We start from the raw sequence: 12,885 nt of genomic DNA on the forward strand, positions 1-12,885 counted from the left end.
CATCAGCGCGGTCCCGTGCACGCCTCGACGAGCTTGCCGAGCAGGATCAGCGACTCCTGCCAACCGCAGTAGCAGTCTTCGAGGGGAATCGCCGCCGGGATGCCGTCCTGCACCACCGTGAGCTCGGTGCCGCACGACACCGCGCGCAAGCTCACGCTCGTCTGCATCGTGCCCGGCAAGCCGGGATCGTCGAACGCGTCGGTGTAGCGGATGCGCTCGTTCGGCACCAGTTCGAGGTAGCGGCCGCCGAACGCGTGCGACTCGCCCGTCGCGAAGTTCGTGAAGGTCATGCGGTAAGTCCCCTCGACGCGCGCGTCGAGTGCGTGCACGTGTCCCGTGTAGCCATTCGGCGGCAGCCATTTCGCCATCGCGTCGGCGTCGAGGAACGCGCGATAGACGCGTTCGGGCGTGGCGCGGATGACGCGGTGCAGGCGGATCGTGCGGTCGTTCATCGTCGTATCTCCGGATCGGAAGGAGTCCTCGGAAAATACGACGAACGAGACCCTGCCCGATCGACACGCGGCCACGCATCCGATCCCGGCGCCGCGATCGCGGCGCCACTGCGCCTAGTAGCGACTGATGAACAGGCTGTAGCCGCCGCAGTCCCCGTACGGCGAAATGTCCGTCTCCGAATCGACCATGACGTAGTATGCGGCGTGCTGGCCGGCCTCGATCATCGATTCGGACCAGCCCGGCCCGGTGGCGTCCGCCATGTCGAAGCAGGTCGGGGTCACGCCGCATTGGCTGCAGGCGAACAGCGCGGCGTCGTAACCGGCATTCGGCTGCAGGACGAAGCGCAGCGCCGGCGTCGCGCCATAGCGGACGCGATAACCGTACACGCGGTAGACGACGTCGCGGCCGGGCGCGTAGACCACGCCGCCGTAGTAGGAAATGTTGTCGAACGACGTGCAGCTGTCGTAGCTGGCGACGTACGGCATCATCTGCGTGCCGACCTGGATCGGTGATGCGCAGGTCTGCGCGAACGCAGGCATGCCGCCGAGCGCGGCGAACGCGGCGACGAGGATGGAGGGGATGCGCATGGTCGGTTTCCTCGCGAACGGGAGCCGCGCACGCGGCCCTTCGTCTTCAGGAACGGAAAAAGCGCGGGAAACCGACGATCACGCCTTGCTGCCGCTGCGACGACGGGCGCACCGGCCCGGCATGCTAGGCGGCCTAGGCGGCGCGACGTGGCGCGAGCACGGGCGGCACGCGCGCCGGGCCGAACCGCGCCTCGACATAGGTGCGGATGTCGTCCGCGATCGCGTCGAGATCCGCCTTCGGCGAATAGACGCCGACGATGTCGTCGATCTCGATCTCGCCGAGCGCGCGCGCCGGCACGCAGCGGAGCGCGCGGCCCTCGCCGAGGTAGACGGCGAGCGGCCGGTCGCGCATGCAGTTCAGTACGATCGAGGCGAGCGTCGCCGGCTCGTCCTGCGGCGAGCCCACGTCGAAACTCTCTTCGAGGCCATGCAGGTGCTGGTCGGTCATCGGGATTCCCCCTCCGGACATCGGTCACGCGACGCCCATGGAATAGTTCGACGGCGATGAATCGCAGATGACGCGTCGCGGCGCCATTCAGCCGGCAGCCACCGCGCTGCCGTCCATCACGCCGATTCCGCGCGCCGCCTGCGGAAACGCTCGAGCGACTCGCGCAGTGCCTCGGAGCGGTCGCGCAGCGCCTTCAGCTTGCTGCGCGTCTGGATCACCTTCTCGACGAGTTCGGCGCGATCGCGCAGTTCCTCGTCGGTCATCGGCGTGCCGAGCGGCTTGAGCGCAGTGGACGCATCGTGGGTCCGCTTCAACGCTTCGATCGCCCGGATCGCATTGCGCAGGTTCGAGTTGACGCTCATGCGCGGCGTACTCCTTTTCGGTTTCGTGGTGTCCGGCGGCGGAGGCGACCGCGAACAGCTGCAGGCTAGCCGCACGAGCTGAATGCGGAGCGACCGCGCGCCGACCTGAACCGAACGATGTGGATTGCGTCACGAAAGCGGTCGCGACACGCGGTTCACCTGGCCGTCAAACCGCGCTTGATAAGATTCGTGGCCATCCACCGCGACCGAGGAGGCGCGCATGCACGACTGGTTCAGCACGCCGGAGTACGGGTACTGGACAGGCTTGGCCGCCGGATTCGGGATGCGGGTCGCGGGCGCACTCGTGATCCTGTTTGCCGGCATGAAGATCGTCGGCTGGATCGCCGACGCGCTCGGGCGCGCCCTCGCACGCGCGCACATCGAGCAGACCGCGGCGCTGTTCCTCGCGCGCGTGGCGCAGACCACGATGCAGATCGTGCTGCTGCTCGCCGCCGTCCAGCTGCTCGGCGTACCGATGACGTCGATGCTCGCTGTGCTCGGCGCCGCCGGCCTGGCGATCGGCCTTGCGCTCAAGGATTCGCTGTCGAACATCGCTTCCGGCGTCATGCTGGTCGCCTTGCGACCGTTCCGCGTCGGCGACATCGTGACCATCGGCGGCGTGAGCGGCAAGGTCGAACTCATCAACATGTTCCAGACACGCTTGCGCGGCGCCGACAACCAGACGGTGACCCTGCCGAACGCGCTCATCACCGCCGACTCGATCGTCAACCTCACGCCGGATACGATGCGTCGCATCGAACTCGTCATCGGCATCGGCTACGACGACGATATCGACCAGGCGCGCGCGATCGTCATGGAGATCCTGCGGGGCGACCGCCGCGTGCTCGGCGAACCCGCGCCGGCCGTACTCGTGTACGCGCTCGCGGAAAGCAGCGTCGACCTCGGCATTCGTTGCCATGTCGCCAATGCAGACTGGTTCGCCGCCAAATGCGAGCTCACCGAGCGCATCAAGAAGGCCTTCGACGACGCCGGTGTCTCGATTCCATACCCGCAGCGCGACACGCACGTCTACACCCACGCGCCCGCCTCGCAGGAGCCCGCGCGCGCGTCGACCTGAGCGCGATGCGACCGGCCGGTGTCCGAATCCGGCGCGACCCGGCGTTCCTCGGCGCTACCCCGCCCGCGCCAAGGATCGACCATGACCGCCACGCGATCGCCCGGCCGCACCCGCGCATTGGCGCGCGCACTCGCGCTCTCGTTCGGCAGCGCGGTCGCCGGCGCCGCCGCCAGCGACGTTGCCACGCGCTCGAAGGCCGTGGACGCACCGCATGGTGCGAACTTCACGCTCACCAACTGCAACGACAGCGGCGCGGGCAGCCTGCGCCAGGCGATGCTCGATGCGCACAACAACACCACGGTCGACTTCAGCCAGCTCAGTTGCAGCCTGATCACGCTCACCAGCGGCGCGCTCACCGATCCGGACACCGATTCGCTCAAGCTCGTCGCGCCCGTGCGCGTCGTCGGCGGCAAGCCGCTGCCGAGCATCACGATCGATGCGAACGACCACAGCCGCGTGATCGAGCACCGCTCGGGTGGCTCGCTCGAGATCACCGGGCTCGCGCTCAGCCACGGCCATACCAACGCGAACAAGGGCGGCTGCATCTACGCGATGGGCCACGTCACCGCGACCGCGACCACGGTGAGTGCATGCACCGCGGCGTCCAACGACGCCAACGCCGCGCTTGGTGGCGGCATCTGGTCGAACGACCAGGTCGACCTCGTGTTCAGCACGATCAGCGGCAACGTCGCGCTCGCGCGCGCCGGCGGCGGCTACGCCTACGGCGGCGGCGTGTTCAGCTCGTACGGGTTCTATGCGGTATTCAGTTCGATCACGAGCAACAACGCGACCGGCATCGGCTACGGTGGCGGCGTCGGCGTGACCGGCCCGGCGATGCTGCGGTCTTCGCTGGTGAGCGCGAACACCGCCGCCTACGGCGGCGGCCTCGGCCTGTTCGGCGGTCCCGACGTCGGCAGCAGCGATCTCGCGATCGTCGACAGCACGATCGCGTTCAACACCGCGACCGGCTTCGCCGGCGGCATCGAGGCGGGCGGCGACCTGACGATCCACAACAGCACGATCGCGCGCAACTACGGCGCACGCGCCGATCACGCGAACGGCATCGTGATCGAGGGTTCGCACGTGCTCACGCTGGTTAGCAGCATCGTCGCCCTGAGCACACCCGGAGGCGACATCAGCGGCGCGGCGTCGATCGGCGGCGACCACGACTTCATCGGCCAGGCCAGCGTCGCCGTGCCGGCCGGCACGTTGTCGGGCGATCCGCATCTTTCCACCCTCGGCGACTACGGCGGGCAGACCATGGCGATCGGACTGCAACCGGGCAGTCCTGCGATCGGCGCAGGTGCGAATCCGCTCTCGCTCGTTTGCGACCAGCGCGGCGGAGGTTGGGCCGGCGCGTACGCGATGAGCGGACTCTATCCGCGCCAGGTCGGCGCGCAGGTCGATATCGGCGCAGTCGAGTTCGGCAGCGGCGACGCGATCTACGCCGACGGCTTCGAGGAACCGATCGCGAGCTGCTATCCGACCTGAGCCGCGCGGCGCGGTGGTCACGCGCAGCGGTCGCGATCGGCCACCGCCGATGCGCGCCGCGGCGGCCCTCAGTGCTTCTGGCGACGGATCGCGCGACTGTTGCGATTCTCCGCGCGGTTGAGCCGACGCGCCTGCGCCGCGGTGAGGTGGCCGCCGTGGCGCGCCTCGTCGACGCTCGCGCGCTGCGCTATCGCCGCGTCGCGCTTCTCGTCGCGCGCCGCCTGCATCGGCGTGATCGCGCCGCTGGCAACACCGGCGTCGATGCGGCGCTGCTGGTTGTCGAGGCGCTGGTTCACTTCGTTCACGCGCGGATGGCCGGGCACGGGTTCGGCGGCGTGCGCGGTCGCCAGGCCGGCGAGGAGGAGCGTGGGCGCGAGGGCGCGCAGCAGGATGCGGTGGGCGATCGTCGTCATGTCGTTCTCCTTCGTCGAGGTGCGCCGTGATGCGGTGCACGCGAACGTTCAAACGCGGTCGACGACGATCGGTTGACGCGGACGGTCCGCCCGCGAGGCGACGACCGGCGGTCGATGCCGCCGCGCCGCGGGCGCGCGGGCGCTCAGGCCGGCGTCGCGGGCGCGACCTGCGCCATCAGCGCGAGCGGCCGCCCTTCGTTGTCGCGGAAGAACGCCATCCATTCCTCGACGCCGTCGTCGTGTCGATGGATCATGTGCGGCGCGTCGACGAAGGCGACACCGCGCGCCACGAGCGCGTCGCGCGCGGCATGGATGTCCTCGACGCGGAAGTAGAGGATCGATTCGTCCGTGCGCGACTCGCCTTCGCTGAGGAACAGCCGCGTGCCGCCGCAGTCGAAGAACGCGAGGTTGCCGAACGTGTACAGGTGCGGCAGGCGCAGCACGTCGCGATACCAGGCTTCCGCGGCGTCGATGTCGCGCACCGAGCGCGCGATCTGGCCGATGGGACCGACGCCGATGTGCGGATTCATGCGTTGTTTCCTCCCGTGCAGGGCGCTCGAGCGCCGGATGCCGTCCCAACCGCGCAGCTGTGCGCGACCGCTGAAGCCGAGCTTCTGCAGCACGTTGGCGACGTGGTACTTCACCGCATCGAGGCCGACGCCGAGGCGCCGCGCGATCTGCGGATTGGTGAGGCCGTGGCGCACGCCTTCGACGACCTTCCACTCGGAAGGCGTGAGCACGTCGTCGAAGGGCGGGCGACCGCGCGTGGCCATGCGCCCACCCTAGCGCGACGAGCGGCGGATTTCCCTACCCGGTCGAGCGTTCGCGACGGACGCCGGAGCACGCGGCACCTCGGAAGCGATGCTCGTCGAATGGCCGCGGTCGGCGTCGACTCAGGCGTCGTGCGCGTCCGCGCGCCGGACCGCACGCAACGTCGACCACGGCAGGCCGAAGCGCATCCGTGCAGGTCGCCCGCGCGACAGCAGCCATGCGATGCCGAGCAGCGCGGCGCCGGAGGCGCTCGCGATCGACGCCGTGGGCGGCTGCCGCGTGATCGCAAGGATCAGCGCGCCGGCGGCGCCGGCGACGCAGGTGGCGACGTTCCGCGCGATCCGCGGCAGGTCGCGCGGGCGCGTCGCGAGCACATGGGCGGCATACGCTTCGATCGTCGCGCCGTCGTAGATCGCGGCGAAGTGTTCCTCGCGATCGCGGTCGTCGGGCGTGCACAGGCCGGCGTCGATCAGCGCGTAGACGACGCGCCCGATGTCGCGGCTCGTCGCCAATCCCATCGCTTCGAGCTGGACGCGGACCTCCCGAGGCGTGCGCGCGGGCAGGTCCGCGACGAGCATGCGGCAGAGTTCGGCGGCATCGACGTGCGCGGACGTCGCGTCCTTGCGTTGCCACGCACCGACGAAGGTGACAGCCCCCGCGATCCACGCGACCGTGTCGCGCGGACATCCGCTGCGCGCGGCGACGCCGTCGATCGCGGCCTCGCGCCGGAGGCACGCGTCGCAGCGTGCAGGGTCATGCCGGGCCATCGCACTCGCCCTCGCCGCGATCGAGCGCACCGGCCGCGACGACGGCGTCGCCGAAGTCCGGTCGCGCCGGATACATCGCGATGTACTGCACCACGCGCGGGTGCACGCCGTGGTTCGCGCTGCTCGCATGCGGCAGCGCGTGATGCCAGAGGATCAGATCGCCTGCGGCGCCCGCGATCGGCCGCGCGGCTTCGACCGGGATGCGCGCGTACGGATCGACGCCGGGCGGCAGCGCGCGCAACCAGTCGTCGATGCCGCGATGGAAACCCGGGACGCAGGTGAACGCCCCCTGCTCGGCCGGCGTGTCGGTGAGGTAGAGGATGCCCTGGATGCCGAGGCCGAGTGGCGGCTCCATCACGGCATCCCAGTGCAGGTGCGGGCCGGGAAAGCGGAAGCGCTCGGTCTCCGGCGGATTGAAGCCGCAGCGATCCGCCGTCATGACGAGGTCTTCGGTTCCCCACAGTTGCGCGAACGCCTTGTGGACGCGCATCGACCCGCGCGCGGCTTCGAGTGCGGCATGCTGGAACAGCTGCACCATGATGCCCTGGCGCACGCCCGGCGCGTACCACGTGCGCGGGTCCGCGGCATCGGCGCCGATGGACGCGTGCACGGCAGCCGCCGCGGCCGCGCATTCGTCGGGCGTGATCGCCGCGCGCAGTACGACGAAACCGTGTTCGTCCCAGTGGTGCAGCGCCTGCGCATCGAACACGGGCGCGAGCGCGCGTACCTGCGCGTGCCGTTGCGCGGTTTCCGTCGGGTACGCACTGCCGTCCTGCAGCGCATTCACCCAGGCCACGCGCGCCGGCGAGAGCATGCCGCCGTGGCAATCGAGCACGTACTGCTGCAGCGACTCGAAGGCGGGCATCGTCGCGAGGAACCGCATGATCTGCTCGAGGCCGATGCCAAGGCTGTCGCTGAGCACGCGGTCGAGGTGTTGCCGGCGCCGATCGGGGACGCTGCCTTCACCGCGCAGCCCGCGCAGGCGACGCGACCAGTAGTCGTGCAGTGCGGGAATCAGCAGCTCGGCGGGTTCGGCGCGGGTCATCGCGGCAGTGTAGCGGCGTCGCCGTGGGCGGGATCAGGCCGGCGTCGCACGCTCGCTTTCCTCGGCATGGTCGAGCGCCGCGAGCAGGCGCGCGAAGCCGTCGCCCGCGAGGTTGCGCGCCGACAAGGCGGCACTCTGAGGATTGACGATCGAGACGCGCTGCGCATGGCCGTGCAGCTCGGGCACGGCGCCGATCCAATGGCGCTCGCCGCGCACGATCACGACCGCGGCGCCGCGCCGGATCGCGCGGCGCACGAGCGCGAACGCGTAGTCCTGCGACGGCAATCGCAGCTGACCGCAACCGAACGAGCGTGAACGATAGGCGATGAACTCGACCGAGAGCACGCGGCGCGCGACGTCCACGCCAGGCCGCTCGCGCGCGAGCGCGCTGACGAGCTTGCGCCACCATCGGTTGTCGGAGCCGATGTAGAAGTGCCGCTGCGTGGGGCCGTCGCCACTCACCGTCGCGCGCAGGCCGTCGTCGTAGCGGCCGTCCTCGCTGACGCCCGGATTGAGCAGGAGCACGACGATCGGCGCGTCCGGATCGCCGAAAAACGGCTCGGGACAGGTGTCGACGTGCAGGCGCACGTGCGCCGGCGCGTCCGCATTGAACACCTCCACGGCAAGGCGGTCCTCGTCGAGCACGTACGGCGCCACCCGCGGCAGGCGCAACCACGGGTTCGCCGGCAGATCGTCCATCGCCACGACTACTTCGTGCCGTCGTGGGCGTCGTTCACGATCGCCGTGACGCGGCCGTCGGCGACCTTCCACAGGTGCGTCTTCGACGGCAGCATGAGTTCCCACGGATAGGTCAGGCTCGTGTAGACGTGGGTCGGTGCGGGCAGGTCCGACAGGACGATCGACGTCATGAGCACGCGCAGGCCCGGCTGGCGCGTGTCGAAGGACAGGCAGGCCTTCGAGTACGGCTCCAGCGCGAGTACGGTGCGGCCGTCCGCGCTCACGGCGACGCGCGCGTGCCCGCCGACGGGCACGATGTTCGAGTCGCTGCTCGCGGCGAGCACGTACACGTCCATCGTACCGTCCGCGCCGGGAAGGATCACCGTGTTGCGCGGGCCCCCGCAGACGTTGGCGGCGGCTGCGAGCGCGGTCGCGCGGGCACGCATCTGCACGCGCTCGCGCTCGTCGGGTGCGCGCGCCGGCGCGAGCGCCACGGTCGGCGAGGAATGGCTCATGTCGACGTCGGCGAGCACGCGCAAGGCGTCGTCGGTACCGGCGAGGAATGCGACGCGCACGACGCCTTCGTGCTCGGTGACGACGTAGCCGCCGTCGCGCGGCGCCGGCGCGTCGCCGCGAGCGACGCCGTAGGCGTCCGCGGCGTGCCAGACGAACTGGTCCTGCCGGTGGATCTCGCGACCGACCCGCGTGATCGCGTCGATCGCCTGCTGTTCCTCGGCCGATGCCGGCCGCGGATTCCAGTCGGAATGCTTCGCGGTCGGTGCTTGCGTCGCGCAGCCGCCGGCCGCCAGGATCGACGCCATCATGATGGCCGCGCACGCGTGGCCGCGCCGCTTGTCGAGTCGACTCGTCATCACCGCCCCCTTCCCCATCCTTGGCCGCAAGGTAGCACGGCCCGCGGCGCGCACGCGCGCGAGCGGCGCCGATGCACTCAGCTGCGCAGCTTGTAGCCGCTGCGGAAGATCCACCACACCGCGACGAGGCAGAGCGCGAGGAAGCCGAGCGTCGCCAACGCGCTGACCGCGACGTTGACGTCGGAAATCCCGTAGAAGCTCCAGCGGAATCCGCTGATGAGGTAGACGACCGGGTTGAACAGGGTCACGTGCTGCCAGAACGGCGGCAGCATGTTGATCGAGTAGAACGCGCCGCCGAGGAAAGTGAGCGGCGTGACCACCATGAGCGGGATCACCTGCAGCTTCTGGAAGTCGTCGGCCCACAACCCGATGATGAAACCGAACAGGCTGAACGTGACCGCGGTGAGCACGAGGAAGCAGACCATCCAGAACGGATGCTCGATCTGGTACGGAACGAAGAAGCGCGCGGTGACGAGGATGAGCACGCCGAGCATCACCGACTTGGTCGCCGCCGCCCCGACGTAGCCGAGCACGACCTCGACGAACGACACCGGCGCGGACAGCAGCTCGAAGATCGTGCCGGCCCACTTCGGCATGTAGATGCCGAACGACGCGTTCGAGATGCTCTCGTTGAGCAGCGACAGCATGATCAGGCCGGGGATGATGAACGCGCCGTAGCTGACGCCGCCGACGTCGCCCATGCGCGAGCCGATCGCCGAACCGAACACGACGAAGTAGAGCGAGGTCGACAGCACCGGCGAGGCGATCGATTGGGTGATCGTGCGGAACGTGCGCGCCATCTCGAAACGGTAGATCGCCTTGACCGCGTGCAGGTTCATGCGGCGGCCTCCTGCGGCTTGCCGTGCACGAGGCCGACGAAGATCTCCTCGAGCGAGCTCTCGCTCGAGTGCAGGTCCTTGAAGTCGATGCCCTGCTCGGCGAGGCGCTTGAGCAGCGCGGCGATGCCGGTCTCCTCGGTCTGCGTGTCGAACGTGTAGACGAGCGCGTGGCCGTCCTGGGCGAGTTCGAGCGGCTGGTCGGCGAGCGCCGCGGGCACCGCGGCGAGCCGCTCGCGCAGGCTCAGGGTCAGCTGCTTGCGGCCGAGCTTGCGCATCAGCGTCGCCTTGTCCTCGACGACGACGAGCTCGCCCTTGGCGATGACGCCGATGCGGTCGGCCATCTCCTCGGCTTCCTCGATGTAGTGCGTGGTCAGGATGATCGTCGCGCCTTCGTCGCGCAGGCGGCGCACCATGCGCCACATGTCGTGGCGCAGCTCGACGTCGACGCCCGCGGTCGGCTCGTCGAGGAACAGGATCGACGGCTCGTGCGCGAGCGCCTTGGCGATGAGCACGCGCCGCTTCATGCCGCCCGACAGCGTCATGATCTTGCTGTCGCGCTTGTCCCACAGCGAGAGTTCGCGCAGCACCTTCTCGATGTGCGCGGGATCGGGCGCCTTGCCGAACAGGCCGCGGCTGAAGCGCAGGGTCGCGAAGACCTTTTCGAACGTGTCGGTCGACAGCTCCTGCGGCACGAGGCCGATCGTCGAGCGCGCGGCGCGGTAGTCGCGCACGATGTCGTGGCCGTCGACGGTCACGCTGCCCGAGGACGCCTTGACGATGCCGCAGATGATGCTGATGAGCGTGGTCTTGCCGGCGCCGTTCGGGCCGAGCAGCGCGAAGATCTCGCCGCGGCGGATGTCGAGGCTGACGTCGCGCAGGGCGTGGAAGCCCGACGCGTAGACCTTGTCGAGGTTGCGCACGGAGATGATCGGCGACGACATCGGGCGGGCTCGCGGGCGAAATGAATCCGCATGCTAGCCGACCTCGCGCGCCGTGCGCGCATCAGTGCGTTCCGGGAGCGGGACAATTGCGCAGTCCCCTGCGACGGGGAGCCCGTCGATCCTGCGGGGGCGCGCGCCGTCCCTGGCGCCGCCCGCTTCGACCTCGACGCGCGCCCATGCGGGCTGCGCCTTCGGATCGACCGGACGCGTCGGTCCTTCAACGCACGAACAGGGCGATCAGCAGGATGATCGGGATGGGCACGCCGAGCAGCCAGAGCAGGAGTGAACGCATGAGGTTTCCTTTCCGTCAACGATGGGCGGTGCGCGGGCCGTGGACGAACGTGTCGCGATGACGGCCGCCGAGGGTCGCGGACAGGCTCGCGAAGAACGCGCCGCACAGCAGCGAGATGAACATCCACACGGCGATGCCGGCAGTCGCCTTGCGTGTGTCGTCCGCCGCCTGCTTCGCCTGTGCTTTCGCGTTCTCGACCGATTGCTTCAACTGCGCATACACCTCATCGACGCGCTGCTCACCTTGAGCGTTGTCGACGCCCGTGCGTTGCGCGACCTGCTGCCCGAGATAGGCGCGATCCGCGATCGACAGGTCACCGATGACGAGCGCTTTGGCGAAGATCCGTCCTGTTTCCGCCCGGAGTTGCGCCGCGTCCGTAGGCGCCACGGAGGCGTTCGCACCGGGCGGCGCGCCCGGCGGCGCACGCAGCAGCGTATCGACGTAGTACGCCTGTGCCTCAGGGTCGCCTGCGACCTTCACCGCACCCGCACCGGCGACGGCGGTCGCACCACCGACGGCGGCCGCCGTGGCCATGGCGCCTCCGCGCAGGACGCCCGCAATCGCGCTGGCGAGGAACGCGGCCACCAGCAGCGACGCGACCGCCCAGCTCAGGAAGCCGTGGGCGGTATCGCGAAAATAGACTTCGTCGGTATGCACGGTCGGCCATTTCACGCGCAGGCGTCCCGCGACGTAGCCGCCGAGACTCGAAGCGGCAATCTGCGTGAGCGTCAGCCACAGGATCGTGGCGACCCCGATCGTAGTGGCCGTGGCGCCCGTGAAGGACCACGGCGAAACCGACGACAGGCCGAGCCCGAAGCCGAGGATCACGAGCGCGTAGGACAGCGCCGCCGCACCAGCGGCACCGCCGAGCACCGCCCCCCAGCTGACGCCCGACATATTGGCGTCTTCCCCGGCCCCGAAGGCGACCGGTTCCTGACGCGTGGCGGAAATTTCCATGGTCATCGTTGTCCTTGGAGTTGGCGGAATCGGCAGCACGGCGTCAGCCGCGCATCAGCTCGCGCTTGCGAATTTCCATCTGCTCGCCGAGGGCGAGCAGTTCCGCCTTCTCGAGCAGTTTCCTCGCGCGGGGGAACATTTCCTTCTCTTCCTCGCCGGCGTGGTGCTCGACCAATTCCTTGAGCACCTTCGCGCGCCCGCTGAAGTTGTCGGTCGAAGGATCCGTCTCCAGCAGGTCGGGCAAGACCAGGTCGCCTGCCGCGCGATGCTCCTCGAGCGCCTCGAAGTACATCTTGTCGTCGTCGGATTTCGAACCGGCCTGCTTGAACGCCGGATAGAAGATCTCCTCTTCGATCGAGGTGTGCGCCTTGAGGTTCGCCTCGATCTTCGCGAGCAGGGACTCGCGTTTCTTCACCGCGCGCGTCGTCGTCGCTTCGAGCGCTGCGAGCAGCGCGCGCATGTCCTTGTGGTCGTTCTTGAGCAGCGTGATGGCGTCCATGGGGCATTCCTCGTTTTTTCGGCGGGCGGCGGGTCGCATGCCGTCGAGGGCGTACATCAAAGCCATCCCTGTCGCATGCAACGCGTGGAAGTTCGCGGACCATGGCACCACCGCCCGGTGCGCGCGCTGAATACTTTCCCGTCCACTCAGGTGGAGGTCAGGAAGCCGCGCGTGGAAGCGTGGACTTAGGGAGCGGGAGACGCGACGTTCGTCGGACCACACGCTGCATGCGCAGCATCGACCGCGGGACAGTGCGTCCCGGGCCGTGTACGCGGGTTGTTGCTATCGTTCGGGCTCCGATGGTGCACGTCGACGATGCGCTTGCGCGCATCCCGGGACGAGGTTTGCGCGATGATCCGATGTGAAGTAGCCGCGGCACGCCGCACGTACGT

Annotated in this window: 16 protein-coding genes; 2 read left to right on the forward strand and 14 right to left on the reverse strand. The window is 69.3% G+C overall.

Translation table 11 applies throughout. The annotated features are described in order from the left end of the window. Positions 1-2: 2 nt before the first annotated feature. The 4 genes from FHW12_RS14185 to FHW12_RS14200 all read right to left on the reverse strand — a co-directional run bounded on the left by FHW12_RS14185 (position 3) and on the right by FHW12_RS14200 (position 1,850). Complete coding sequence (locus tag FHW12_RS14185) at positions 3-452, reverse strand: SRPBCC family protein (RefSeq protein WP_182531679.1); 450 nt, start codon at positions 450-452, stop codon at positions 3-5. Positions 453-566: 114 nt separating this feature from the next. Then, entirely contained in the window at positions 567-1,040 is a 474-nt protein-coding gene (locus FHW12_RS14190) for a hypothetical protein (protein ID WP_182531680.1), read from the reverse strand. Between the two features lie 133 nt (positions 1,041-1,173). After that, positions 1,174-1,488, reverse strand: coding sequence for a hypothetical protein (locus FHW12_RS14195; RefSeq protein ID WP_182531681.1), 315 nt, complete (start codon positions 1,486-1,488; stop codon positions 1,174-1,176). A gap of 116 nt (positions 1,489-1,604) precedes the next feature. Next, the gene (locus FHW12_RS14200; protein ID WP_182531682.1) at positions 1,605-1,850 is read right to left on the reverse strand and encodes a hypothetical protein; all 246 of its coding nucleotides are present in this window, start codon (positions 1,848-1,850) and stop codon (positions 1,605-1,607) included. Positions 1,851-2,070: 220 nt separating this feature from the next. Here FHW12_RS14200 and FHW12_RS14205 point away from each other — a divergent pair, with 220 nt between their 5' ends. Together FHW12_RS14205 and FHW12_RS14210 are read left to right on the forward strand one after the other, a co-directional pair. Then, entirely contained in the window at positions 2,071-2,928 is an 858-nt protein-coding gene (locus tag FHW12_RS14205; protein ID WP_182531683.1) for a mechanosensitive ion channel family protein, read from the forward strand. Positions 2,929-3,009: 81 nt separating this feature from the next. Beyond that, a complete protein-coding gene (locus FHW12_RS14210) occupies positions 3,010-4,419 on the forward strand; it encodes a choice-of-anchor Q domain-containing protein (protein WP_182531684.1) in 1,410 nt (469 codons plus the stop codon). 68 nt (positions 4,420-4,487) lie between these two features. On the opposite strand, the gene FHW12_RS14215 is transcribed toward FHW12_RS14210, so the two are convergent. The 10 genes from FHW12_RS14215 to FHW12_RS14260 form a co-directional block, all read right to left on the reverse strand. Next, the gene (locus FHW12_RS14215; protein WP_182531685.1) at positions 4,488-4,832 is read right to left on the reverse strand and encodes a hypothetical protein; all 345 of its coding nucleotides are present in this window, start codon (positions 4,830-4,832) and stop codon (positions 4,488-4,490) included. Between the two features lie 143 nt (positions 4,833-4,975). After that, on the reverse strand, positions 4,976-5,605 hold the full coding sequence (locus FHW12_RS14220) for a LuxR C-terminal-related transcriptional regulator (protein ID WP_182531686.1): 630 nt from the start codon (positions 5,603-5,605) through the stop codon (positions 4,976-4,978). A gap of 120 nt (positions 5,606-5,725) precedes the next feature. Next, positions 5,726-6,370 (reverse strand): hypothetical protein, encoded by a 645-nt coding sequence (locus FHW12_RS14225; protein WP_182531687.1) that lies wholly within the window; start codon positions 6,368-6,370, stop codon positions 5,726-5,728. Next, positions 6,357-7,415, reverse strand: a complete 1,059-nt coding sequence (locus FHW12_RS14230; RefSeq protein ID WP_182531688.1) for a phytanoyl-CoA dioxygenase family protein — start codon at positions 7,413-7,415, stop codon at positions 6,357-6,359. The genes FHW12_RS14225 and FHW12_RS14230 overlap by 14 nt, the downstream gene beginning before the upstream one ends. 33 nt (positions 7,416-7,448) lie before the next feature. Next, on the reverse strand, positions 7,449-8,114 hold the full coding sequence (locus FHW12_RS14235; RefSeq protein ID WP_182531689.1) for a hypothetical protein: 666 nt from the start codon (positions 8,112-8,114) through the stop codon (positions 7,449-7,451). An 8-nt stretch (positions 8,115-8,122) separates the two neighbouring features. Further along, entirely contained in the window at positions 8,123-8,965 is an 843-nt protein-coding gene (locus tag FHW12_RS14240) for a hypothetical protein (RefSeq protein ID WP_182531690.1), read from the reverse strand. Positions 8,966-9,042: 77 nt separating this feature from the next. Then, positions 9,043-9,804 (reverse strand): ABC transporter permease, encoded by a 762-nt coding sequence (locus FHW12_RS14245; RefSeq protein ID WP_182531691.1) that lies wholly within the window; start codon positions 9,802-9,804, stop codon positions 9,043-9,045. Beyond that, a complete protein-coding gene (locus FHW12_RS14250) occupies positions 9,801-10,745 on the reverse strand; it encodes an ABC transporter ATP-binding protein (RefSeq protein ID WP_182531692.1) in 945 nt (314 codons plus the stop codon). The genes FHW12_RS14245 and FHW12_RS14250 overlap by 4 nt, the downstream gene beginning before the upstream one ends. A gap of 307 nt (positions 10,746-11,052) precedes the next feature. Then, on the reverse strand, positions 11,053-11,994 hold the full coding sequence (locus FHW12_RS14255) for a hypothetical protein (protein WP_220484460.1): 942 nt from the start codon (positions 11,992-11,994) through the stop codon (positions 11,053-11,055). A gap of 43 nt (positions 11,995-12,037) precedes the next feature. Beyond that, on the reverse strand, positions 12,038-12,493 hold the full coding sequence (locus FHW12_RS14260) for a hemerythrin domain-containing protein (RefSeq protein ID WP_182531693.1): 456 nt from the start codon (positions 12,491-12,493) through the stop codon (positions 12,038-12,040). Positions 12,494-12,885 lie beyond the last annotated feature (392 nt).

This window comes from Dokdonella fugitiva (assembly GCF_014138265.1).
Lineage (GTDB): Bacteria > Pseudomonadota > Gammaproteobacteria > Xanthomonadales > Rhodanobacteraceae > Dokdonella_A > Dokdonella_A fugitiva_A.